Source organism: Paenibacillus periandrae (assembly GCF_022458865.1).
GTDB lineage: Bacteria > Bacillota > Bacilli > Paenibacillales > NBRC-103111 > Paenibacillus_S > Paenibacillus_S periandrae.
Window position 1 is genome coordinate 147,167 of record NZ_JAJNMU010000019.1, and the last position, 22,172, is coordinate 169,338.

The window sequence follows — 22,172 nt, forward strand, 5'->3', positions numbered from 1 at the left end:
CTGACGAGTATACAGGCAATCAGGCAGGGAGTAGGGAACAAAAGTGGCAAAGGATTCACTGGTAAAAGGAACGCTCATCTTAACCTTGGCTGCGCTTGTTGCAAGAGCACTTGGTGTTGTTCAGAGGGTTCCGCTAATTGCTTTATTGGGAGACATCGGGATGGCGAGCTATGGAATCGCCTTTAACATCTACTCGATGCTGCTGGTTGTTGCGACAGCAGGTATTCCAAGTGCGCTCAGTAAAATGATTTCCGAACGGACGGAGCTTGGGCTTTATGCGGAAGCAGGTCGTATTTATCGTGCTGCCATAGCGTTCGCTGTAGGGGCGGGAGTGGTCATGACCGTATTCCTCTACGTTTTTGCGCCTTATTACGCTAATATGACATTGAATCCGCAGGCAGCGCTGCCGATTCGTACCTTAGCGCCTGCGCTGCTGCTGTTTCCGTTAATTGCCATTATGCGCGGCTATTTTCAAGGCAGACGGATGATGATGCCTAATGGTTTATCACAAATTGTAGAGCAAATATTCCGTGTCGCTGCATCAGTCCTGCTGGCTTACTTATTGCTCGCGCATAGCTTGGATTGGGCTGTTGCAGGTGCTTCATTCGGAGGAGTAATCGGCAGTCTGGCGGCGGTAGCGGTCATGATTTATTATGCGCTCAGACTGCGTCGCAATGATCGTTCGGAAGGTTTAGGGCGATCGGAGCAAGCAGGTGCCTCTCAGTTGGAGACTAAGACAGCTTCAAGTCCGCTTGCGTTCAAAACGATTTATGGGCAGCTGTTCAAGCTATCGATACCTATCGTCATCTTTTCCTTAACCGTTACTTTGGTATATACGATTGATTCCTCGATTGTGACCTTGCTCTTGAAGGATCAGATCGGAGAAGCCAGTGCGCAGGAGATACTTGGAATACTGGTCGGGCGTGCCCAATCACTGGCGGGGATACCTATCATATTGGCGATAGCGCTCAGCCAGTCGGTGGTGCCGATCATTTCTTCCGCATATTCCAAAAAAGATATGGTACAGGTAGGCGAACAGACGGGTAAGGTGATGCAGCTATCGATTTTAAGTGGTTTACCGATGGTGCTTGTTATTTGCTTGGCAGCAGGTCCCTTAAACGGTTTTATTTTTGGTAACTTACAGCATTCCGCTATCGTTGATACGTATGCGGCACCGATGATCATCGTATTAACGATCAGCTCGATATTTCAGATTGTCATGCAAACCTCCGGTGCTGTATTGATGGGGATGGGTAAAATGCGTCCTCTCGTCCTGCACGTAATAGCAGGTATTGCCATCAAGCTGTTGGCCAGCCTGGCGCTTGCGCCTTGGCTTGGGATTTATGGAATTATCGCGGCTACTTGTCTTTGTTTTATAGCGATGACCGTGCTCAATTTGTGGGTGCTCCGCAAAGAAGTTACGTTTCTCGTACTGGGCGCTCGCCGCTGGTTGGGTGTGGCGGTGACGACGCTACTGATCGTGCTCATTGGCATTGGACTAAGCAGTATTGTTCATGCATATATCGGGCCTTACAGCCAGCCTCGTTTGGCTCCCTTTATTCAGGCCTTTATCTTGTGTGCAGTTACGGCGGGAGCCTATCCTGTACTGCTGATGTTAACCAAAACAGTAAGTGTTTCGGATTTACACCAAATGCCGCGTCCTATTCAACGTTTGGTGGGTCGGGTAGCCCCGAAGCTGATGAATAGAAGCAGCAGTAAGCATTGACTCCGCGTCAGTGCTTTTTTCTTTGGTAACAAAAAAAGGAACCTGTTGTGGTGACAAGATCCTTCATAATGTTCAGCTTTCAGTACGATGTAATCAGCCACGACTGTTTAACTTGGCATAATGAGCATCAAGCCATAGGCTGCGGCAGTTGTCAGTACGGCACTCCAGAAGATGATGCCAACACCCATCCACAGCAGCAGTTTGCGGGGCTCAGCGTTGAACGAAATCCCGATTGCGGCTCCCAGTGGAGAGCCTGTTAGCAAAGGTGATAAGAAACCGAGTCCGATAATCCCATAACGATTCCAGATACGGCCCATGCGGCTGTTTTTTCCATTTTTGTTTTTCTGAAAACGCCGTATCAACCATTCCCGCAGGGAACTCCCAAAAAATATAATGATCAACGCGCTGAGCCATGATCCGAGTCCGCTTAATATACCTGTTGTGACCGGATGGAGTTGTAGAGTAAATCCTAATGGAATTGCCAGCCATAGCTCTAACATGCCGGAACCCAGGACAGAAATCCACGAAAAAATTTGATTCACAAATCTCACCCACTTCCCATGTCAATTTGATTCTTGCTTCCCCTATTTACACATACGTACAAGCCACCGATTGGTCTCGTATGATTCCCTTGTATTGGACAGTTAATTTTAGCAGATCATATGACGATTTGCACGAAAATGGACCAACTTTGCCGGATTAACCGATAGATCTATAGGCAGTCATCTGCTTCTTTTGAGTCAAAAAGGCTCAAAATGGACAAATAATATAGTAGCGAGCTTTACGTGACCGGTTTGTTACAAACCAAATGGATTCATAGGAAGGGATGGTTGATATGGGTGATCAACAAATAAGAATCGGATTGGTTGGGTATAAATTTATGGGCAAAGCACATAGTCATGCTTATCGTGACCTGCCGTTTTTTTTCGATCTGCCGGCCGTCCCTGTCATGCAGGCGATCTCTGGTCGGGATGAGGATGGCGTTAACGCAGCGGCTGACAAGCTGGGCTGGGCCTCTCATGAAAATGATTGGCGAGCCTTGATTCAGCGGGATGATATTGATGTCATCGATATTGTAACCCCTAACCATACACATGCAGAAATCGCGATTGCCGCTTTGGAAGCTGGGAAACATGTATTGTGCGAAAAGCCGCTGGCGATTAGTGTAGATGAGGCCAAGCAAATGCTGGCAGCCGCTCGCAAATCAGGCAAGGTTCATATGATTTGTCATAATTATCGCTTCTCACCGGCTGTACAATTTGCCAAGAAGCTCATACGTGAAGGTCGCCTTGGCCGCATTTATCACTTCAGAGGCTTGTATTTACAGGATTGGCTTATGGACCCTGACAGTCCGCTTGAATGGCGGATGCGCAAGGAGGAGAGCGGCTCTGGCAGTCATGGTGACTTAGCCTCGCATATGATTGATTTGGCGCGTTTTCTTGTCGGAGATATCGACGAGGTAGTGGGCACGCTGGAAACCTTTATTGGTGCCCGACCGCTGCCTGAACAGGAAGCCCCGGAGAAAGTAACGGAGATGGGTGAGGTTGACGTCGATGATGCCTCCGCATTTATAGCCCGCTTTAAGAATGGGGCGATCGGAACATTTGAGGCTACGCGCTTTGCTGGTGGCAACCGCAATGGCAATCGTTTTGAAATCAATGGCGAACGCGGCTCGATACGCTGGGATTTGGAAAACATGAACGTATTGGAAGTATATTTAAAGGATGATGAGCCGGGTCTGCAAGGCTTTCGAACGATCACTTGTACGGAAATGGAGCATCCTTATGGGAACATTTATTGGGCGCCCGGCCACAATATAGGTTATGAGCATACCTTTTTGGGCTTAATGCGTGAGTTTTTAAATGGCATTGCTACAGGTCGCTGTCCTCAACCGAGCTTTGCCGATGGGCTTCAGAATCAGATGGTGCTGGAGGCCGTCGAGAAATCAAGCCGCAGCCGACAGTGGGTATCTGTAGACGGGTAAAATGAGCCATTCTAGTGATGGGAACGAACGAAGAAGCTCCTCCAATCGACTATCATAATGAAGCCTCCAGATCCACTGTCTTAGTGGGGTGGAGGCTTCATTTGTTTGCATAAGCTGGGGAAGTGCGATACGGATTTGACCTTTTGCACAACGACGTAATTTGCTCTGTCAATGACTTATTCACCGGATTGGTATAAACCCGCTCTTTTCGATAGCAGCAGCTCCCTTGGCGCTTAGAAGCCAGCTGAGCATGCGTGAGGTTGAGTCCTCCTGAGACTCTTCATCACGAGTGACAGCATAGAGAACTGCCGTTAACGGATAGCTGCCATTGCGTATGTTGTCCTTATTGCTTTCAATGCCATTGAGCTTTAAGAACTTCACTCCTTGGCGGCGGTGCATTTCATTGGCGTAATAATAAAATGAGTACCCGATCGCATTGTTGGCATTCTTATATTCAGCCACCTTATCAATCATGCCGCCCATTCCGGTAATTTTGTGTTCCCTTGCCGCTGTAATTAAGGAATGACCCTTCATCACCTTGGTTTCCATGTAGGTTTGGCTTCCTGAGTTAGGCTCTCTTTGAAAAGAGGTGATTGCCTCGTCGTTACCGCCAACCTCCTGCCAATTATGAATGGTTCCTGAATAAATGGCTTGAATTTGCTGGATTGTAAGCGACTCAATGGGGTTGTTGTGATGAACGAGAAAAATAAAAGCATCTTTACCAATAGGCGTCAGCTTCAAAACGACCCCGCTCTCCTTGGCCAGCAGCAGCTCCTCATCCGACGGTCCGGCAACCAGAATAAGATCGGCTTTTTTGCTAATCAGATTGACATAAGCATTGTGGGTTGTGTTGAAGCTGACGGCACGTTCCGTTTTGGGACGATTCATTCCTTCAAGCTGATGTGCCAGCTCTTGTCCAAGGTGGATAGCGGCTGTTGCTCCGTCTACTTTGGGGTATGACTGCTTCGTAAATTCGGCAAAGCTTGGGATTAGTAAGGAAACACAGAAGCAGAGAGCCATACAACAAGGAAAGACGATGATGGAGATCAAGGTGTTGATTCGGGACCAGGACCATGAAGATGTGAAGGAATAAAGTGACGTACCCAATATGCCGCATAGAGTAGGCAGGAAGGAAGCGGACAATCCGATAAAAGGCATCCAGCTGCCAGGCACGTAATGTCGAATGTAGTCGAAGCCAGGGGTTGCCCACGAAACGTAAATAAAATAAATGAACCAGGTATTTCCTTCAAAGCCATCCATCGGGGAACTGTTACGGTAGCAGGAGTACCACAAATACACACCTACAACGAGCACTGGCAGCGAAGCAAAAGCAAGCCATCGAGCGGATTCCTTGTTGACAGCAGCGAGAAACAGCCCATAGCTGATGAATACAGCTGCAATAACGGAGAGGATCGTCCCATGAAGAACAGCCAGACTACCATCGCTCAAGTTATCTGTTTGCAGCCAAGATACAACCGAAGATTCAGTGAATACAAGGGTTCCAATGCTTGCAACGAGATAAAGAACAAATGTTATGCTGCCCCAGCCCAGCAATGAGAAGATAATGAGCATCCAGTCTTGTGCAGGTGATTGAGCAGATTGCCTATTGCCCTCAGGAGTGGAAGGATCGGTTGGAATCATGTGATCGGACCTCTTTTCTATACAAATACGAATCCTGTCATGATGTTCAACTTATTCCACTTACGAAGGTTATTTCCTGCACTCGGATGATTTAATTCTTTTTGATAATATCAGAATGTATAAGTTTTCAGCGGAGCTGAAAATTCTGATATTGCAAGAAAAGCTACATTTAAAACACGAATGTATCTTCACCGAATAGGCTTCGATCAGAAGCTTTTCTTATTTTACAAGCATTATCAAAGCTGAGCTGGGCACCAATTTGTCGTAAAAGCGCTGCTGTATCGAATAAAGCCCAATGTTCGGCGATCTGACCATCCCTGATTACATATTCCCGATAAATATTCGCTTCGATCCGATTACCGGTAGGTGCAGTTCCGCGAAATTCTCCCAGATGTGTGCCGCGCATAGTCATCCGAACCATAACCTTATCCCCTTGAGCGATAATCTCATTAATGGTGCTGTGTTGATCCGGAAATGCGGTATTCAGCACAATAGCCATCTGTTTAAGGCCATTCACGGTTTGCGGTTGATAGGCGTGATCGATATAATCTGCGGTCAATACAGTCTCCATACAGTCAAGCTTCTGCTGATTCCAAAAGGCTTCGATAAAATCTCGTACAAGCTCGATGTTGGCTTGCTCCTTCGTTTTGGGTGCTGATGTTGTCATACAATAACCTCCTTGTTGTGACCAAAGCTCGAAATGATCGGTCTTGGTCCATATAGTCAATTAAATTGACTAATTTATATGTTATAATAGTTTGGAAATATTGTCAACTAAATTGACTATCTAGGGAGGTTTTACCCATGATGAATCAACCAACCGGAAGCTATGAGTTAACGATCCTGCTTGGGCTGTCATTCAGCGCGATAACGGATGATCTGCATAGACAATTAGCCAAAAAAGGCTTTGATGATGTGCGCCCAGTTCACGGGTTTTTGTTTCAACGAATTGCAGCCAAGGGAGCTACCGGCAACGAAATCGCGGAGCATCTTGGTGTTACGAAGCAAGCAGCCAGTCAAATGATTGATTATTTGGAGCAGCATGATTATATAGAACGCAAGCCGCATCCGCTTGATGGCAGGGGGAAGCTTGTTATACTCACTGAGCGGGGGTGGTCATGTATCCGAAATACGGAAGAGATTTTTATAAGCATTGAGCAGCGTTATGCGGCTATCGTAGGTGAGGAAAGAATGAATATGCTTAAGGCGGATTTGCGCAGCTTGGTCCACAGCGTCAGTGATGAGAGCAGTCCACTGCGGTTTCGTCCGGTTTGGTAATTACTCCAGAAAAAGGAGTTTGCACTGCACATGTCGAATTGGTACCGGATGCCATAACAAATCTTATTATGACGGAGGTACAGAATGAACAACAGAAAACCACATTCATGGATCGCGCTACTGTTAGTAGCAGCACTGATTATGCTGACAGGGTGTCAGTCCGTAGATGGTCTGGATCTAAACAAGGTCATGACAAATTCGTATAATATCCAATCTGCCGAAAGCAAACAAACGATTGCGTTGGAGATCACACCTAATCCCGCTGCAAAGTCAATGACTGAAGAAGATAAAAAAGCATTTGAGCTGTTCAGCAACGTGCAATTGACTATATCCGAAGCCATACAGCAGGATTATACCCATGTTTCTCTTAAAGGCGTTTTTGAATACAACAAAGGAAAAATACCGTTTCAAGTGACAATATCTGACCAGGATTATACGATCTTGGTGGAGGGTGCCAAGAAACCGATTGTTATCCACAACAACGGAGCCCTGCAGGAGCTGCAGGCACAACAGAGCTTATCCAAGGAAATGGAGCAGCTGATCAAGCAGACCTATCAAAAAGTATATGCTTGGTATCCGTCCTTTGGGAGCTATTTAGCCGGGCTTCTCCCAAATGTGAACAAAATTTCGGTATCGAGCGCTAGTGAGATGGTTGGGACAGAAGGTCTGAAAGGTAAGAATATCCATTTAGAGCTCAAAGGAAGCGAGCTCGTTGAGCTTACCCGATCCTTTTTGAAAAATTTGCTGGCTGACGACAAGGGTTTAAAAGAAACACTGGGTCAAATCTATGATATCTTTGTGCCGATTGTACAGCAAGCCATGAAAGATAATCAGGATGCAGGCGGCTCTTACAGTGATATGATTTCACCATATTTGAACAATAAAACTTTGGCTGTAGAGCTAGCCTACACGTATATTACGAGCAGTTTGAAACAAACTATTGAATACTATGATACGTATGTCAAAGAACTGTCCGAATCGTATTCGGGTGAGTCATTGAAGGTATTGCTAAGCGATAAGTTTTCCGTGAAGACCGACGTGTTTGTCGATAGTGATCTGATGCCGCGTAAGTCATCAACCGAGGTGCTGGTCAACATGCCTGATGATAGTACAACATCAGTTAAATCGGTTAAGCTGACCACTACGGCCCAAACCTGGAACATTAACAAGCCGGTTAAAGCAGCTGTTATTGATACAAGCGCTGGACAAATTGAAATGAAATCATTTAACAAGCCCAACCAATTCCTGGCTGCGTTGGACCCGAAATCATCCTTATATGAATTATTAAAATATGACCTGCATATTACCAAAAAAGATATTAACCTGTTGATGGATAATTACAGCGGCTTCGATGATTCGACCAAGCCCTTTTATCGCAATGGCGTTATTATGGTTCCTGCCCGCTTTGTCGTTGAAGAGCTGGATGCAGAAGTCAACTGGAATGCCGCCAATCAACAAGTTACAGTTACAGATCCATCAAGTAACGTCGTTATTAAGCTGAATGTTGGCAGCAAGCAGGCGACAGTGAATGGTTTAATCAAGCCGCTTGAAGTTGAGGCAGAGCTTAAGGATGGAACAACCTTCGTACCTGTTCGATTTATTGCCGAAAGCCTGGGTGCGACTGTGAAATGGAATTCAGATCTGCAGATGGTTACGATTAGCCGCGAATAATACTCTCTGTCTCATCTTGCTTCTTTTCCCATAAGCAGCAGCAAAAAGCCTGATTCTGCCGGATCAGGCTTTTTGCTGCTGCTTTATTTACGCATATATCTACTCTTCTTGCTGAGAAGCCTCTGGCTTTTCCTTGGGAACTGATGCTTTGGAACCGGGTAATCTACCTGCACGAGCTGCCGCCTCACGAAGCAAAAATTCAAGATGGCCGTTCACACTTCGCAATTCGTCATCAGCCCAACGTTCGAGTGCCTCATACAGCTTGGGATCTATACGCAGGGCAAAGCTTTTTTTGGAAGCCATCAGACTGTCCTTAGTACAAGCTGCTAGTATTTATAATAGGACTCGCAGAGCGGTCGGATACTATCGCGACCAGCAGATTGTTAATCATCGCAGCCTTACGTTCCTCATCCAGTTGGATCAAGCCATCCTTTTCGATTTGAGCGATTGCCATCTGAACCATGCCGACGGCACCTTCCACAATCATGCTACGGGCCGAGATGATGGCCGATGCCTGCTGCCGCTGCAGCATGGCGCTTGCAATTTCGGTCGAATAAGCCAGATGTGTCAGCCGCGCTTCCATCACCTCAACGCCAGCCAGCGATAATCGTTCCTGCAGCTCTAGTCCGAGCTCTCTCGAGATTTCCTCTGAATTGCCGCGAAGTGAAAATCCGGTGTCATGAAACAAATCATACGGATATTTGCTGGCAACATGCCGCAATGCAGTTTCACTTTGGATTTCAACAAACTGCTCATACTTGTCAACATCAAACATTGCTTTGGCGGAATCGATCACGCGAAACACAACGACAGCCGCTATCTCGATAGGATTTCCTTCGATATCATTGACCTTCAGCTTGATGCTGTTAAAATTGCGAACCCTTAAGGAAACCTGCTTGCGCATGGAAAAGGGGAGGGTCAGAAACATGCCATTATCACGGATCGTTCCTACGTACCTGCCGAAGAAAGTAACGACGAGAGCCTGATTGGGTTGAACAATAGTCATGCCTGACAAAAGTATGACCGAGATCACAAGTGAAACAATACCTAACATCACATACGTATTATTTAGCAAAACAATACCAAGACCGACAAATACGGCAATTAACAGCAAACCAAGAAACCCGTTTTGTACCCACGCTTTATACTCTTTCATAGTATCACTCCTTAAAAGTTAATTAGTTATGCTTTCATTTTCATATCACAATGATATCACTTATTCTAATAAATGTAAAATGGATGGAAACATTTTCATAAATCGATCGAGCCTTGACAGATAAAAAACAGCATGCTATAACTAATAAAAGCTTTTTCTTAAAGCTTCATTCAGAAGGCGGTGGATGTTATGGAGCAAGTGAAATCAGAAGCGATTTTTCAACAAATTATAGATGGTGACAAACCAACCATAGCTGTATTTAAAACAACCTGGTGCAAGGACTGTCATTACATTGAGCCTTTTATGCCATCGATCGAAGAACAATATGGAGACCGATTGAATTTTATACAATTAGATCGGGATGAGGTTCCAGATTTATGTGAGCAGCTTAACATTTTGGGGATTCCAAGCTTTATCGCATTCCGCAATGGTCAGGAGCTTGTCCGTTTTGTAAGCAAGCTGCGCAAAACAAGAGAAGAAATTGAACAGTTTTTGGACCGTGCTGTCGAAGTGGCCAGTGCTCTTAAGAAATAAATACGTTTATGCCGACGAATTGGAGCCGATTGCTTTCAGGGAAATACATCCCGGAAACAATCGGCTTTTTAGTTTCAATGCTTTGTAACAATTCCGCATGGATTTGGTTCTCTTTTATCGATATAATGATACATGAGCGAACGACTTGTCATGTCCTTGACGTATCCTGTCGAAGCTCAGAAAAGTAGGTGATATCAGCATATGAATCAGCAAAAATGGCTTAAGTATTTCTCATTTGCCAGCATGTACGGCATGTTTTTGATTCTCGTTATGGGCGCGCTTGTAACGAAAACGGAATCCGGTCGTGGATGCGGAGACGATTGGCCGTTATGTAACGGAAAATTTGTTCCCGCGTATACGATTGAATCGATTATCGAATACAGCCATCGGTTTGTAGTGGGTGTGGTAGGGATTGTTTTGCTCATAGCGACCCTTCTTGTTTTTGTTTGGTGTAAAAGAAAAGATGCGAAGATTTTCGTGTCAGGAGCGATGTTTTTTACAATACTGCAGGCTGTGCTGGGGGCTCTGGCTGTCATTTGGCCGCAATCCTCGTCGGTTTTGGCGCTGCATTTTGGATTTTCTTTAATGGCATTTGCATTTACCTTGCTGCTTTCCCTGGTGTTTACCCGCTTTGGAAGCATGATGTCGGGTTCGACCGTTTCCATTACCACGGGTCTTCGATGGGGCATTTTCCTGATTACCATTTACAGCTATGCAGTCGTGTATCTGGGTGCATTCGTGAGGCATACCCAATCCTCAGGTGGATGTATTGGATGGCCGTTATGCAACGGGAGCATCATTCCCGATATGATCGGCCCGACTCGAATCGTGTTTGCCCACCGGATGGGTGCTGCGGCCTTGTTCATTCTTCTGTTGTGGTTGTTCCTTGCGATACGCTCTCAAACACGTTCCCAGGACAATATATATCAATCCGCCAAATGGGCGCTGATTCTCGTGATTTTACAAATATTCAGCGGCGCTTTTGTGACCTTGTCCATTGGATACGATGTGTATTTGATCGCGAGCCTGCTGCACGCGGTGCTGGTCTCCGCTTTGTTCGGGATCTTGTGTTATTTATGTGTACTCGCCTTTTTGGCCAAAAAGCACAACGGACAGGCTTACAACGCTCGATAGCTGTGTAGGCCTGCCGGCTTTTCCTTAGCAGGTTTTACAGGTTCATACTAAGTCTCAGTGAGCCCACGGTTCATTTGGACTTATTAATTGGTTTGGAAGCGCTACAAAAACAAGAGCTGGCAAGAAAATGCAAGCTCTTAGATAAAAACTGCCATCGACATACACAGAAGATCGCGATAATGGGTATCCTACTGTGAAGGATTGCCCGATGCGGTAACTAGAAGGGAAGTGAGCTCTTTACATGCTTAGAGCGATGTTTGGCGAACCGGTGCGTGAGGATACAGGTCTGATTGCCTCAGCGAATCATTCGATACAGCAATATTTGGCACTATTACATACGATTCCTTTTGCCAAGCGCAACTCTCAGGATCGGCGTTATATTATTTGGGGGAACAGCTTTCTGAGCGCGCTTGATGAGCTGGAGCAAAGCCAATATGCGGCAATCCGCTACAGCGAGCATATTAAGAAAATGTATATAGAGGATATGAGTGCTGAAGAGCTGATTCAATATCGCCGGTATTTGTATTTTTACAGAAACGCTATCATACGGATATTTGCCATTCTGGATAAGCTGGGGCACTTTATGAATGAACGATTCAGGCTTAAAACCGAAGAGGTTAAGTCCCGGTTTTCCTACTTTACCGTGCTGCGTAATATGCACCAGAATCATTTGTACGTTGAGCTTGAAAAGCAGCTGTATGATCTGAAAGAATCGTCCAGAAAGCCCGTGGATCGTTTGCGTAACGAGCGTAACATGGAGATTCATACGATTAATGCTGATTTGCTGGATGATTTGCTGCAGGCCGCCGAGGCTGAACAGCTGCAAGATGAACGGATGAAGGCGGAGAACGTATCCGAACGTCTGAAGGACCTGGCAGTTGGATGCGAAATGGTGTTTGTCGCGGTACGCACCACGTTTGATTATATCGGCAAGCTGTCGGAATCAACCGGACGTTATGAGGCCTGATGGATTAACCTTGAATCAGTTGTGAGCTTCCTCTATACTTTAGAGACATATGAGTAAGTGAGGAGAGGACATTCGGACATGATCGAACAACGGAAAGTCGCGTTTATAACAGGCAGTGCCAAAGGGTTGGGCAAAATGACGGCACTCCGACTCGCCGATTCCGGCTGCGACATTATAATCAATTATGTTCATAGTGCTGTTGAGGCACAGAAGCTGTGCGAACGTATTCAAGCAAAGGGTGTACGCTGCCTGGCCCTTCAGGGAGATGTATCGCGTTATGAGGATTTGCAGTCTATGACAGAAACGGCTGTTCAGGAGCTGGGCGGCATTGATATATGTATTAATAACGCAGGTCCTTTTGTACGTGAACGCAAGTTCTTTAAGGAATACAAGCAAGAGGAGATCCAGTACATCATGAACGGGAATTTACTGGGTGTCATGCAGCTTGATCATTTGGTGCTTCCTATGATGCGCAGCAAGAAGTGGGGGAGAATCATTCACTTTGGATTCGGACACGCCTCAGAGGCTCGAGGATGGCCTCACAGGGCCGTTTATGCAGCAGCCAAGGTTGGACTTGTCTCATTCACCAAAACGCTCTCAGTAGAAGAAGCGCCCTTTGGCATCACGGTGAATATGATCTGTCCGGGTGACATCCATGGAGACAACAAGGAGAAGCTGATCGCTGATGTGGAGCATGAGATCGATCCGGAATCACCTCGCGGACGTCCGGGTGTTGGGGAAGACATTGCAAGAGTGATTGCCTACCTATGTGAGGAGCGCTCTGATTTTATAACAGGAAATATTATGGATATTTCCGGAGGACTGGATCCGATTCGTACCAATATCCACAGCATGATCGATCTGGATTAAGGTTACATGCAGCGCCTGAAAATGACAAAAACCCGAGAGTGTGGACAGCGATCAGGTACGATAGCTGTTCCAGGCACTCTACGGGTTCTACACTCGTCTGTCATGCAGACGTGATGCTCAATTAAAATACTTGTACAACCTCGATAACGCCTTCTACTTCTTCGAGCAGAGCGCGTTCGATACCGGCCTTCAAGGTAATGGTTGAGCTCGGGCAGCTTCCGCACGCCCCCATCAATTTCAGCTTAATGATGCCGCCTTCTACATCAACTAGCTCTACGTCGCCGCCATCGCGCTGCAAAAACGGACGTAACTTATCTAAAACCTCCAGTACTTCATCGTACATGGTGCTTTGTGCTTGTTCAGTCATTTGACGTCAACTCCTTTCTAACTATATTATAATACAATTACAATGAAATTAAAATGGTTAACAGGGCGGGTGACTCATCAACATGAGAGCAATCATAGAATTTTGCAGCAGTAATTTGCATAGTGGTACCGAGCTGGTCATGAAAAAGCTTGAAGAAAGGCCGGATCTCGATGTAATTGAATACGGCTGTCTTGGCAACTGTGGAGAATGTTATACGTTTCCTTACGCACTGGTTAACGGCGAAATTGTCGCCGCTGCCAACGCAGATGAGCTTGAACAGCAAATTGAAATTAAAATAAAACAGATCGAAGAGATGATCGATCTGTTGGGGGAATAAAACTTAACCGAAGTGGTGCTTCGATAGCCAGAGCACTCCACTTTTAAGTGCCCGCGGCACCAGACCGGTAATGGGGCGCTTGCCCATAACGCCAAAACCGGATTTTTTACCAAGTGAGCCGAGAACACCCTTAAGCTTGATGGGACCCAGTTTGGGATGCTGCTGCTTCCAGCCGGCGCGAATAACTTGTGCGATTTGCTCGCCCTGCGCTTCAGCAGCTTGCCCACTAGGTGAAAAAGGCAATGAAGCACAATCGCCAACAACATAAATGTCTGTATAATCATGAATTTGATGGTACTCATTAATAATGAGTCGACCTTGGTTATCCTTGGGTAATTGCAGCTGCTGTACAATGGGACTCGGTTGAATACCCGCTGTCCAGATCGTTACGTCCGTATGAATCAATTCCTGCTGATTATACAGTGTGTTGCCTTCCAGTCGTGACAGAGAAACATGAGGAATCAGCTCAATTTCATGAGACAGCATCCAGTCGCGAACAAATTCCTGAAGCTTGTCGGGAAACGCGGATAAAATGCTCGGTCCACGATCCAAAATCCGTATATTCAGATCCGGTCGGCTTTCACGAAGCTCGGCCGCCATCTCCACACCGCTCAAACCTCCGCCCACAATCGTGATCTGCCCATAAGGATTCGTATCGTTAACCCTTTGATAGGTTTTGCGTGTACCCGATAAGGTTTGAATACTATTGGAGTACTGCTCGGCGCCAGGAATTTCGTGATATTTATCAACACAGCCTAGTCCGATGATCAGCGTATCATAGCTCATGGGCTCATCATTTTCAAATAAAACGAGCTTTTGAACAGGATCTACCGAACGAACCTCACCATATTTCAGAATCAATCGGGGGTCTACGGGAAACTGGACACGAATCTCCTTATCGGATAGCGTGCCTGAAGCCAGTGCATAATATTCGGTTTTTAAACCCTGATAAGGCATACGGTCAATAAGCACGAGAACGGTGTCGGCTGGCAAATCTTTTTCCAGCAGTTGGTTGACGATCGTCAGACCGCCGTAGCCTCCACCCAAAATTACGATTTTTTTCATCATTGACAAACTCCTTTTTTACAGCCATCCAAATGATTGATATCCAGTGAGAACGTATGACAGGGCAAATGCACGCAACTACTCAAACACTTTGATTTCATTATAAAAAGTATCACGCTCAACAGCGATTCGTCCTGCTCCCTGGACAAGCCATACAAGCTCATCCCGCGTCAAACCTTCCGGTGACAAGGCGCCTGCGGCATGACTGATCTTTTCTTTGACAATGGTTCCGTGCACGTCAGAAGCACCAAAGGTAAGAGCAATCTGAGTCAACTGAGTACCGAGATTTATAAAATAAGCTTTGATGTGTTGGATATTATCGAGCATCAGACGGCTGATCGCGATCGTTTTCAAATCGTCAAAAGCCGCTACACGACGCTTGATCCCTGCGTTCACACTGGCAGGCTGTACGGAATTCGGGATAAACACCATAAAACCATTCGTATCATCCTGAAGCTCACGCAAATAAATCATGTGCTGAATGCGTTCCTCCAACGTTTCGATGGAACCATAGAGCATGGTTGCATGTGTCTTGAGTCCGATACTATGGGCCACACGCTGAATTTCCAGCCATTGATCTGTAGTCGCTTTGCCGACACCCATCTTTTTACGGTAGCGTTCGGATAAAATTTCTGCGCCGCCGCCTGTCAGCGTGCTTAAACCTGCATCGACCAAAGCCTCAAGCACCTCTTTATAGCTTAACCCACTGATGCGGGAATAAAACTCAATTTCGGCTGCCGTGTGTGCTTTTATTGTAACGTTCGGGTAACGCTGCTTTAAGGAACGGATCGCCTCCAGGTAATATTCAAATTTAACGTGGGGATTATGACCTTGGGCAATATGGAACTCACGCATGCCGGGGTGATAATGCTCGTCAATAATGTCAAACATTTGCTCCGCTGTTAGTGTATAGGCACCTTCTTCACCTTCATCGCGGCGGAAATGACAAAAAGCACAGTGGGCCTCACATACATTTGTAAAATAAAGGCTCATGTTTTCAATGAAATAGACTTTTTTGCCATTCTTGCGAAGATTAACCTCGTTAGCTAATTGGCCAATGGATAATAAATCGTCAGATTGGTACAAAAACAAACCATCCTCTGCAGACAATCGTTCACCATGCTTGACTTTCTCAGCAATTTCGGCCATTCGTTGATCCGGGTTGCTAATAATAATGCTCATGATGCCACCTCCTATAAAAGTATTTGTAGAAACAACTATAGTTAATATTAATTAGGCACGAATGGGTAAGCAATACTGTCTATTATAAACAACCTCATCTTGTGGGGCAATACGCAGTTCGACAAAAAGGGTTAAAAACCCTTATAATGGAATTGTAAGAGGAATTATGTATTTTTTAGCCATCGTTTTTCATGCATACTTTTAAAACTATAAGTCTACTTAAAAGGGTGGTGCTATAATTGATGCCCCTGTACTCGAACGAATTAATGGGAATGTCCATAGAAATCGAACGAATCAGAGCCCAGATGATTCTACTTGTAGAGGAACATGGGTTTATGCATCCGGTTGTGCAGCAATGCAGTAGTCAATTGGATCAGCTATTATTGTCTTATTATCAATTGGACAAGCAGTTGAAGCTTAAGGGTCTTGAGGAGTATGCATATTAAGAGTATACTGAAGGAGCAGAGGCTTTATGTAGCCAGTTTTATGATGAGCTGCGCGATCTGCGGCACTTGTACACTGACCGAGTCTGTTAATCCAACTCATTGGTGCATATGAAGCAAGTACTTCAAAAACTCTTAGGAGGTTATGACCGTGGTAAAAATCAGCGAAACCGCAAGCGATAAAATTAAAGAAATGCTGGCTAGCGAAGAAACGCCAAATCTGTTCCTGCGGCTTGGAGTCAAGTCAGGCGGATGCAGCGGCTATTCTTACGGCATGGGCTTTGATGATAAAGAAAACAGCGACGACAAAGTGTTTGAAATGCATGGTTTGAAAGTGGTTGTGGACGGTGAGAGCGCCAAGTATTTATATGGCGTTGAGATTGATTTTAAAGACAGCGGCATGGGTGGCGGCTTTACCATCGACAATCCGAATGCGGTAGCTTCTTGCGGCTGCGGCTCCTCATTCAAGCCTGCTGACTATGAAGGCACTCCAGAACCTTGTGATGATAAAGTAGAAGTCTAAGACTTCTTTAGTTGAAGCCTCCATCGTGTAGATGCCTGATTGTGCATCCACACGACAGGAGGCTTTTTTGTATGCCTGTACATCATCAAATTGCCCGCTAACGATTCAAACTATAAAAATGGGGTAAATAAAATAAAATCATCTTATTATGGGGATAACTTCCAAAACGCTCATATAAATTTTACGACAAATTTCGAAGTTAGTCACCTGTGTATAACCTTGTCCACATTATCCACTGCGCTATCAGTCACTTTATTACACTTACCAACAAATTACGCACAGCTTATACACATGATCCTGTGGATAACGGAACACTTGTTCTATTAGGGTGAACATGGTAATATGATTTTACTTTACAGAATTTAGGTGATTATTGATGAGGTTAATGAGTAATGAAGTACTGATTCACTGTTATTTCAAAGCCCTCGATTTGAAGCTGGAGGCAGAATTCATTAATTTGCTGAGAGACGAGATCAAACATCGCCAAATTAATATCGACTACTACACTAATGGCGAAGCGCAGGTTAGCTAGTTCTCATCATAGATAGGAACAACAGGATAATCTAAAAAGGATATTCCAAACTCGGGCTTCGCCGGAAGGAATATCCTTTTCCTTTTTTCAAAATGAAGCTTCTTGTTGATCAACTACATTTTCATATTACTGCTATGACCTGGGGATAACTTGGCAGTAGGATCGATATATACTTTGGCATTGTTGATAGCGGTTGGCGCTTCACCAAAGCCTACAGCAATCAGCTTCAGCTTGCCCGGATAAGTGGTAATGTCGCCTGCGGCGAAAATCCCTGGGATACTGGTTTCCATACGGGAATCGACGATAATGGAGCCATTGTCAATTTCAAAGCCCCATTCAGCAATCGGGCCCAGAGAGGAAATGAAACCAAAGTTGACGATAACCGCATCTACGTCGACATCAGTCGTTACACCGCTTTTGCAATCTGTCAGTACTACTCTGTTTATATAATCCTCGCCGTGAAGCGCAGTAATTTCTTTGGGGGTTAAAATTTCAACCGTGGATTTATTCAAGTTTTCCACACTGTGCTCATGAGCACGGAATTTATCACGGCGATGTGTCAGATAAACTTTCTCGGCAATTGGCTCCAGCATAAGCGCCCAGTCAACTGCAGAGTCGCCGCCACCGCTGATCAGCACCTTTTGGCCTTTGAATTTATGCAAATCACTCACGAAGTAGTGAAGATTTTTCTTCTCGTATTTGGATGCTTCCAGCAGCTCCAGACGTCTTGGCTCGAATGCGCCCACGCCTCCGGTAATGATAACCGCCTTGGAGGTATGCACGCCTTTGTCGGTAACAACTTCGAACAAGCGCTCATCCTTCTTGATTACTTGCAATACTTTTTCTTCCAGACGAACATCCATAGGGAAATGCTTCAGCTGACGCTCAAGGTTATTAACGAGCTCCTGAGCAGTTACCTTTGGGAAGCCGGCCACGTCATAAATATATTTTTCCGGATACAAAGCAGCCAATTGACCACCTAATTGAGGCATACTTTCAATAATTTTTACGCTTGCTTGACGCATACCTCCATAAAAAGCGGCAAACATACCAGCAGGACCGCCGCCTACGATAATAATATCCACAATCTCATTTTGCATGTGCTTATTGTACCTCCCTGAATTAATTAAATATCAGTGATAATAATTATCAATGATAATGACTATCAATTATTAATATTCGAATTATATTATACATGATGACAGAATGGAAGGATATATTACATGATAAATTTGTGAACAATGAGTGAATAAATGAATGCAAGACCTCAGGCTATCATATAGGAAACGTAAGGAGCTGCAGAAAATAGTCAGCAATTAGGAGGAAACGTTTAAATACTCATGTTAGTTTACGTTTTTTACCTGTATATTAACCAAAACAAAACTTGCTATTTGTCACTTTACAGTATACTATGTCTTGAGAACTTGTTTACACAGATGCGATTTCTGACACGTGAACGGTCATATTTTTATTTCAATTGGATCAAACTATTCGTTAGAAAATGACCCGCGATGTACTTTGTGTAAATTTTCACAAATGATTTTGTGAACAATTACAATGAATAATAAAAAGAAAAAGAAACTAACGGATGGAAGGGATTAACCATGAGTCGAATACCTCGAATAGTCATTTTGGGAGCAGGATATGGCGGTATTGTAACGGCTATTCGCTTGCAAAAGGAATTGAACTATAACGAAGCCGATGTAACACTTGTTAACAAACATGACTACCATTATATTACAACCCATCTACACATGCCAGCTGCAGGAACGGATAATCCCGAGAATGCGCGTGTTAATATTCTTAAGCTGATTGATGAATTCAAAATTGATTTTGTGAAATCAACTGTTGTTCAAATTCGCCCCCAAGAGAAGAAGGTTATTCTGGAGGAAGGTACGCTTTCTTACGATTATTTGGTTGTGGGATTGGGCGGAGAGCCTGAAACCTTTGGTATTCCTGGCTTGAAGGAATATGCGCTGAGCATTCGCAGCATTAACAGCGTTCGCTTTATTCGTGAGCATATCGAGTACCAATTTGCCCGGTTTAAACGGGAGCCGAACCGTCTGGATTACTTAACTTTTATCGTTGGCGGAGCCGGATTTACTGGAATCGAATTTATTGGAGAGATTACTGACCGTATTCCGAAGCTGTGCAAAGAATATGACGTCGATCCTTCCCTTGTAAAAGTATATAACGTTGAAGCTGCACCAACAGCGCTGCCTGGCTTTGACCCGGAGCTTGTTGAATATGCGATGAATGTGCTGCAAAACAAAGGAGTAACCTTCAAGATTGCCACAGCGATCAAAGAATGCACACCAGACGGGGTCATTCTGGCAACCGGAGAAGAAATCAAGGCAGCTACAGTCGTTTGGACCGGCGGTATTCGCGGCAACCATATGCTGGATGATGCAGGCTTTGAAACGATGCGCGGAAGAATCAAGGTTGACGAAAACCTGCGTGCTCCAGGTCATGATAATGTGTATGTACTTGGCGATTGCTCGCTTGTATTCAGCCCGGAAGGTCGCCCGTACCCACCAACTGCCCAAATTTCGATCCAGCAGGCGGATATCTGTGCCCACAATCTGGTTGCATCGATTCGCGGCGAGCAGCTTAAGAGCTTTACCTATGAAAGCAAAGGTACGGTAGCTTCACTTGGCCGCGGCGAAGCCATCGGTATTGTGGGTTCGCGTAAAGTAAAAGGCGGTATGGCAGCTATTATGAAAAAGGTTATCGATATGCGGTACCTGTACATTATTGGCGGCATTCCTCTGGTTCTGAAGAAAGGCCGTTTCTAGATATGCGGCACTGCAGCGTACAGGTACGCGGGTTATTGACGAGGGAAGAGCTGGACCGCTATAACGCACTGATTGATGTGGGACATTTTCTGGAATCCCAGACCCGTTACGATCTGGTTTATACGGTGCAAAAAGAAGTCGACATTCTTATTCTACCCGCCATCGAGCGATTAAAGGAAAAGTCGCGTCAGCGTGATCGGGACACGGAAGCTTATTTGGCACAAAAGGCTGAAGCTAATCGCGATGACAGGTTTGATGACGAAGACGACGAATAAATGATGAAAAAAGCCTTGCAGCAGCCGAAATTATCGGTAGTTGCAGGGCTTTTTAATTGTGATTACAGCTTGAGCATAATTTCCATTTTGTCGCGATTAAGCAAATTACCTACATAGAAATCACCGAATTCACCAAAGCGTGCGCTGGTTTCATCAAAACGCATTTCATGAACGATTTTTTTGAACTGCAGGGCATCCTCTGCAAATAAGGTAACGCCCCATTCCCAATCATCAAGGCCGATCGAGCCTGCGATAATTTGCTTGATTTTACCAGCGTAGTTGCGTCCTATCATTCCGTGAGCACGCATAAATCCACGACGCTCGTCTACGGACAGCATATACCAGTTGTCGTTGCCTTCACGGCGTTTGTTCATCGGGTAGAAGCAGATATGGCGTGCTTTAGGCAATGTTGGCTTCAGGCGCGCAACAATATCGGGATCTTCCATCGGGTCTGTACCCGGTTTGGCCATGTAGCTGCCCAGCTCAACGACAGATACGTAAGAAAATGTCGGAATGGTCACTTGTGCAAATAAGGTTTTGTTAAACGCCGTTTCCAGCTCGTTCAGCTCTTCGAGCGTTTCCCGTAGATGCATGAACATAAAGTCTGCCTTTTGTCCAACGATAGAATAGAAGGCTGTACTGCCTTCACGCTGATCCTCAGTAGCCTGATATTGGGCTAATAAGCTGTACAGCTCGTCCTCCGCGCGGCCTCTTTCTTGCTTGCTTAAGCTTTTCCATGCCGTCCAGTCAATTGCACGGAAATCATTTAAAACGTACCAGCCCTCAAGGGTTTGCATCGCTTCGCTCATTAAGAACACTCCTTCTATGTAGGAATAGGGATATTACATATAGGCATATCAACGTACCTTTTACAAATAAAAACGGTGAGGAAACACTATCTCGCCTGTATTATTGTAACGAAATCGACAGCAAAGGGCAAATGATTAGAGGCTTAAGGTACATATATAAAATATGAAGCGTTCATGAAGCGTTCACTTTACCCGGAGCTAAAATTTCTATAGAATATATAGTGATGCATTTGATTGAAGGAGTTGGGGATTGTGCTGCAACTGATGATTGTTACCGTGCTGTTGCTCGTGTTGTTCTTCGGTCTCGGTTTTATATTGAACATGCTGATGAAAACGACATGGTTTCCGATTTATGGCTATATTGTGCTGGTTATCGGATTAATCATTTATTGGGGTTGGGGGACAGGCTCTCTCGCATCCAATATTGCGGAGTATTCATTTGTAGATTATGTGCCGGCTGTCGGCGGTTTATTGGGAGCGGCACTCAGCGGCTGGACCATTAAGGCTTTACGTGATAAGGGTTATCAGATGTTTTAATACCTGAAATAAGCCTGACGTGCAGCGTAAGAGAAAGCAGGTGTGAGCTATAATGAATGGCCAGCAACGTAAGGATGTAGTGCCAGGACGCAAGGTACAGGTGGTTCAAAAGCAAGACCAGAGGAGTGGCAAGCTGACCGCAGGTGTGGTCAAGGATATTCTGACAAATTCACCAAGCCACCCGCATGGGATCAAGGTCCGACTCGTGGATGGAACTGTCGGCAGAGTCAAGGAAATTATTACAGAATGAAATGAAAAGCTCCCTAAGGGTTTGTTGCGACAAAGCTTACGGGAGCTTTTTCAATACAAATGCACTTGCCCCTGATCATGCTGCATATTCTAATAG

General features: G+C 45.2%; 26 protein-coding genes. 16 read left to right on the top strand and 10 right to left on the bottom strand.

Annotated features, from left to right (window positions below; all coding sequences use genetic code 11):
- Positions 1 to 43: 43 nt before the first annotated feature.
- On the top strand, positions 44 to 1,726 hold the full coding sequence (locus LRL21_RS29280) for a putative polysaccharide biosynthesis protein (RefSeq protein ID WP_240419307.1): 1,683 nt from the start codon (positions 44 to 46) through the stop codon (positions 1,724 to 1,726).
- A gap of 107 nt (positions 1,727 to 1,833) precedes the next feature.
- On the opposite strand, the gene LRL21_RS29285 is transcribed toward LRL21_RS29280, so the two are convergent.
- Positions 1,834 to 2,226: a small multi-drug export protein gene (locus LRL21_RS29285; protein ID WP_240419308.1), complete on the bottom strand. Its 393-nt coding sequence runs from the start codon at positions 2,224 to 2,226 to the stop codon at positions 1,834 to 1,836.
- 335 nt (positions 2,227 to 2,561) lie between these two features.
- On the opposite strand from LRL21_RS29285, the gene LRL21_RS29290 reads away from it, so the two are divergent.
- Positions 2,562 to 3,710 (top strand): Gfo/Idh/MocA family protein, encoded by a 1,149-nt coding sequence (locus LRL21_RS29290; protein ID WP_240419309.1) that lies wholly within the window; start codon positions 2,562 to 2,564, stop codon positions 3,708 to 3,710.
- A 180-nt stretch (positions 3,711 to 3,890) separates the two neighbouring features.
- On the opposite strand, the gene LRL21_RS29295 is transcribed toward LRL21_RS29290, so the two are convergent.
- The gene (locus tag LRL21_RS29295; protein ID WP_240419310.1) at positions 3,891 to 5,351 is read right to left on the bottom strand and encodes a PstS family phosphate ABC transporter substrate-binding protein; all 1,461 of its coding nucleotides are present in this window, start codon (positions 5,349 to 5,351) and stop codon (positions 3,891 to 3,893) included.
- Between the two features lie 169 nt (positions 5,352 to 5,520).
- The gene (locus LRL21_RS29300; protein WP_240419311.1) at positions 5,521 to 6,018 is read right to left on the bottom strand and encodes an ester cyclase; all 498 of its coding nucleotides are present in this window, start codon (positions 6,016 to 6,018) and stop codon (positions 5,521 to 5,523) included.
- A 137-nt stretch (positions 6,019 to 6,155) separates the two neighbouring features.
- Between LRL21_RS29300 and LRL21_RS29305 the strand changes: the two genes are divergently transcribed.
- Positions 6,156 to 6,629 carry a MarR family winged helix-turn-helix transcriptional regulator gene (locus tag LRL21_RS29305; RefSeq protein ID WP_420832499.1) on the top strand — a complete coding sequence of 158 codons (474 nt, stop codon included), beginning with the start codon at positions 6,156 to 6,158 and terminating at the stop codon, positions 6,627 to 6,629.
- 84 nt (positions 6,630 to 6,713) lie between these two features.
- A complete protein-coding gene (locus LRL21_RS29310; RefSeq protein ID WP_240419312.1) occupies positions 6,714 to 8,300 on the top strand; it encodes a copper amine oxidase N-terminal domain-containing protein in 1,587 nt (528 codons plus the stop codon).
- Between the two features lie 99 nt (positions 8,301 to 8,399).
- Here LRL21_RS29310 and LRL21_RS29315 read toward each other — a convergent pair whose 3' ends face one another.
- Both LRL21_RS29315 and LRL21_RS29320 read right to left on the bottom strand, forming a co-directional pair.
- The gene (locus LRL21_RS29315) at positions 8,400 to 8,603 is read right to left on the bottom strand and encodes a type II toxin-antitoxin system antitoxin (protein WP_240419313.1); all 204 of its coding nucleotides are present in this window, start codon (positions 8,601 to 8,603) and stop codon (positions 8,400 to 8,402) included.
- A 10-nt stretch (positions 8,604 to 8,613) separates the two neighbouring features.
- Entirely contained in the window at positions 8,614 to 9,456 is an 843-nt protein-coding gene (locus tag LRL21_RS29320; RefSeq protein WP_240419314.1) for an SPFH domain-containing protein, read from the bottom strand.
- A gap of 189 nt (positions 9,457 to 9,645) precedes the next feature.
- Between LRL21_RS29320 and LRL21_RS29325 the strand changes: the two genes are divergently transcribed.
- The 4 genes from LRL21_RS29325 to LRL21_RS29340 all read left to right on the top strand — a co-directional run bounded on the left by LRL21_RS29325 (position 9,646) and on the right by LRL21_RS29340 (position 12,961).
- Positions 9,646 to 9,990 carry a thioredoxin family protein gene (locus LRL21_RS29325; protein ID WP_240419315.1) on the top strand — a complete coding sequence of 115 codons (345 nt, stop codon included), beginning with the start codon at positions 9,646 to 9,648 and terminating at the stop codon, positions 9,988 to 9,990.
- Positions 9,991 to 10,191: 201 nt separating this feature from the next.
- Positions 10,192 to 11,124 (top strand): COX15/CtaA family protein, encoded by a 933-nt coding sequence (locus LRL21_RS29330; protein WP_240419316.1) that lies wholly within the window; start codon positions 10,192 to 10,194, stop codon positions 11,122 to 11,124.
- 253 nt (positions 11,125 to 11,377) lie between these two features.
- Positions 11,378 to 12,091, top strand: coding sequence for a Cthe_2314 family HEPN domain-containing protein (locus tag LRL21_RS29335; protein WP_240419317.1), 714 nt, complete (start codon positions 11,378 to 11,380; stop codon positions 12,089 to 12,091).
- Between the two features lie 78 nt (positions 12,092 to 12,169).
- Positions 12,170 to 12,961, top strand: coding sequence for an SDR family oxidoreductase (locus LRL21_RS29340; RefSeq protein WP_240419318.1), 792 nt, complete (start codon positions 12,170 to 12,172; stop codon positions 12,959 to 12,961).
- A gap of 121 nt (positions 12,962 to 13,082) precedes the next feature.
- On the opposite strand, the gene LRL21_RS29345 is transcribed toward LRL21_RS29340, so the two are convergent.
- On the bottom strand, positions 13,083 to 13,328 hold the full coding sequence (locus LRL21_RS29345; protein WP_076232383.1) for a NifU family protein: 246 nt from the start codon (positions 13,326 to 13,328) through the stop codon (positions 13,083 to 13,085).
- 82 nt (positions 13,329 to 13,410) lie between these two features.
- Between LRL21_RS29345 and LRL21_RS29350 the strand changes: the two genes are divergently transcribed.
- Complete coding sequence (locus LRL21_RS29350) at positions 13,411 to 13,665, top strand: YuzB family protein (protein WP_240419319.1); 255 nt, start codon at positions 13,411 to 13,413, stop codon at positions 13,663 to 13,665.
- 3 nt (positions 13,666 to 13,668) lie between these two features.
- Here LRL21_RS29350 and LRL21_RS29355 read toward each other — a convergent pair whose 3' ends face one another.
- On the bottom strand, positions 13,669 to 14,730 hold the full coding sequence (locus LRL21_RS29355) for an NAD(P)/FAD-dependent oxidoreductase (RefSeq protein WP_240419365.1): 1,062 nt from the start codon (positions 14,728 to 14,730) through the stop codon (positions 13,669 to 13,671).
- A 78-nt stretch (positions 14,731 to 14,808) separates the two neighbouring features.
- Positions 14,809 to 15,912: an aminofutalosine synthase MqnE gene (mqnE, locus tag LRL21_RS29360; protein ID WP_240419320.1), complete on the bottom strand. Its 1,104-nt coding sequence runs from the start codon at positions 15,910 to 15,912 to the stop codon at positions 14,809 to 14,811.
- Positions 15,913 to 16,154: 242 nt separating this feature from the next.
- On the opposite strand from mqnE, the gene LRL21_RS29365 reads away from it, so the two are divergent.
- The 3 genes from LRL21_RS29365 (at position 16,155) to sda (ending at position 17,410) form a co-directional block, all read left to right on the top strand.
- Positions 16,155 to 16,358 (top strand): aspartyl-phosphate phosphatase Spo0E family protein, encoded by a 204-nt coding sequence (locus LRL21_RS29365; protein ID WP_240419366.1) that lies wholly within the window; start codon positions 16,155 to 16,157, stop codon positions 16,356 to 16,358.
- 148 nt (positions 16,359 to 16,506) lie between these two features.
- A complete protein-coding gene (locus LRL21_RS29370) occupies positions 16,507 to 16,878 on the top strand; it encodes a HesB/IscA family protein (RefSeq protein WP_177237581.1) in 372 nt (123 codons plus the stop codon).
- Between the two features lie 385 nt (positions 16,879 to 17,263).
- On the top strand, positions 17,264 to 17,410 hold the full coding sequence (gene sda, locus LRL21_RS29375) for a sporulation histidine kinase inhibitor Sda (RefSeq protein WP_240419321.1): 147 nt from the start codon (positions 17,264 to 17,266) through the stop codon (positions 17,408 to 17,410).
- Between the two features lie 113 nt (positions 17,411 to 17,523).
- On the opposite strand, the gene LRL21_RS29380 is transcribed toward sda, so the two are convergent.
- Positions 17,524 to 18,510 carry an NAD(P)/FAD-dependent oxidoreductase gene (locus LRL21_RS29380; RefSeq protein WP_076232370.1) on the bottom strand — a complete coding sequence of 329 codons (987 nt, stop codon included), beginning with the start codon at positions 18,508 to 18,510 and terminating at the stop codon, positions 17,524 to 17,526.
- Positions 18,511 to 19,014: 504 nt separating this feature from the next.
- Here LRL21_RS29380 and LRL21_RS29385 point away from each other — a divergent pair.
- Together LRL21_RS29385 and LRL21_RS29390 are read left to right on the top strand one after the other, a co-directional pair.
- Positions 19,015 to 20,205 carry an NAD(P)/FAD-dependent oxidoreductase gene (locus LRL21_RS29385; RefSeq protein ID WP_076232368.1) on the top strand — a complete coding sequence of 397 codons (1,191 nt, stop codon included), beginning with the start codon at positions 19,015 to 19,017 and terminating at the stop codon, positions 20,203 to 20,205.
- A gap of 2 nt (positions 20,206 to 20,207) precedes the next feature.
- Positions 20,208 to 20,480 (top strand): hypothetical protein, encoded by a 273-nt coding sequence (locus LRL21_RS29390; RefSeq protein ID WP_240419322.1) that lies wholly within the window; start codon positions 20,208 to 20,210, stop codon positions 20,478 to 20,480.
- 62 nt (positions 20,481 to 20,542) lie between these two features.
- Here LRL21_RS29390 and hemQ read toward each other — a convergent pair whose 3' ends face one another.
- Positions 20,543 to 21,289 (bottom strand): hydrogen peroxide-dependent heme synthase, encoded by a 747-nt coding sequence (hemQ, locus tag LRL21_RS29395; protein WP_240419323.1) that lies wholly within the window; start codon positions 21,287 to 21,289, stop codon positions 20,543 to 20,545.
- 252 nt (positions 21,290 to 21,541) lie between these two features.
- Between hemQ and LRL21_RS29400 the strand changes: the two genes are divergently transcribed.
- Positions 21,542 to 21,826, top strand: a complete 285-nt coding sequence (locus tag LRL21_RS29400) for a YuiB family protein (protein WP_179097518.1) — start codon at positions 21,542 to 21,544, stop codon at positions 21,824 to 21,826.
- 52 nt (positions 21,827 to 21,878) lie between these two features.
- Entirely contained in the window at positions 21,879 to 22,076 is a 198-nt protein-coding gene (locus tag LRL21_RS29405) for a YwbE family protein (RefSeq protein WP_240419324.1), read from the top strand.
- Positions 22,077 to 22,172 lie beyond the last annotated feature (96 nt).

Coding starts and splice junctions, on each gene's coding strand:
- LRL21_RS29325 (WP_240419315.1), top strand. CDS start 9,646: ATGGAGCAAGTGAAATCAGAAGCGATTTTTCAACAAATTATAGATGGT.
- LRL21_RS29300 (WP_240419311.1), bottom strand. CDS start 6,018: ATGACAACATCAGCACCCAAAACGAAGGAGCAAGCCAACATCGAGCTT.
- sda (WP_240419321.1), top strand. CDS start 17,264: ATGAGTAATGAAGTACTGATTCACTGTTATTTCAAAGCCCTCGATTTG.
- LRL21_RS29380 (WP_076232370.1), bottom strand. CDS start 18,510: ATGCAAAATGAGATTGTGGATATTATTATCGTAGGCGGCGGTCCTGCT.
- LRL21_RS29310 (WP_240419312.1), top strand. CDS start 6,714: ATGAACAACAGAAAACCACATTCATGGATCGCGCTACTGTTAGTAGCA.
- LRL21_RS29315 (WP_240419313.1), bottom strand. CDS start 8,603: ATGGCTTCCAAAAAAAGCTTTGCCCTGCGTATAGATCCCAAGCTGTAT.
- LRL21_RS29365 (WP_240419366.1), top strand. CDS start 16,155: ATGCCCCTGTACTCGAACGAATTAATGGGAATGTCCATAGAAATCGAA.
- LRL21_RS29285 (WP_240419308.1), bottom strand. CDS start 2,226: ATGTTAGAGCTATGGCTGGCAATTCCATTAGGATTTACTCTACAACTC.
- LRL21_RS29355 (WP_240419365.1), bottom strand. CDS start 14,730: ATGAAAAAAATCGTAATTTTGGGTGGAGGCTACGGCGGTCTGACGATC.
- LRL21_RS29330 (WP_240419316.1), top strand. CDS start 10,192: ATGAATCAGCAAAAATGGCTTAAGTATTTCTCATTTGCCAGCATGTAC.
- LRL21_RS29295 (WP_240419310.1), bottom strand. CDS start 5,351: ATGATTCCAACCGATCCTTCCACTCCTGAGGGCAATAGGCAATCTGCT.
- LRL21_RS29385 (WP_076232368.1), top strand. CDS start 19,015: ATGAGTCGAATACCTCGAATAGTCATTTTGGGAGCAGGATATGGCGGT.
- LRL21_RS29345 (WP_076232383.1), bottom strand. CDS start 13,328: ATGACTGAACAAGCACAAAGCACCATGTACGATGAAGTACTGGAGGTT.
- LRL21_RS29305 (WP_420832499.1), top strand. CDS start 6,156: ATGATGAATCAACCAACCGGAAGCTATGAGTTAACGATCCTGCTTGGG.
- LRL21_RS29320 (WP_240419314.1), bottom strand. CDS start 9,456: ATGAAAGAGTATAAAGCGTGGGTACAAAACGGGTTTCTTGGTTTGCTG.
- LRL21_RS29290 (WP_240419309.1), top strand. CDS start 2,562: ATGGGTGATCAACAAATAAGAATCGGATTGGTTGGGTATAAATTTATG.
- LRL21_RS29390 (WP_240419322.1), top strand. CDS start 20,208: ATGCGGCACTGCAGCGTACAGGTACGCGGGTTATTGACGAGGGAAGAG.
- LRL21_RS29335 (WP_240419317.1), top strand. CDS start 11,378: ATGTTTGGCGAACCGGTGCGTGAGGATACAGGTCTGATTGCCTCAGCG.
- hemQ (WP_240419323.1), bottom strand. CDS start 21,289: ATGAGCGAAGCGATGCAAACCCTTGAGGGCTGGTACGTTTTAAATGAT.
- LRL21_RS29340 (WP_240419318.1), top strand. CDS start 12,170: ATGATCGAACAACGGAAAGTCGCGTTTATAACAGGCAGTGCCAAAGGG.
- LRL21_RS29405 (WP_240419324.1), top strand. CDS start 21,879: ATGAATGGCCAGCAACGTAAGGATGTAGTGCCAGGACGCAAGGTACAG.
- LRL21_RS29350 (WP_240419319.1), top strand. CDS start 13,411: ATGAGAGCAATCATAGAATTTTGCAGCAGTAATTTGCATAGTGGTACC.
- mqnE (WP_240419320.1), bottom strand. CDS start 15,912: ATGAGCATTATTATTAGCAACCCGGATCAACGAATGGCCGAAATTGCT.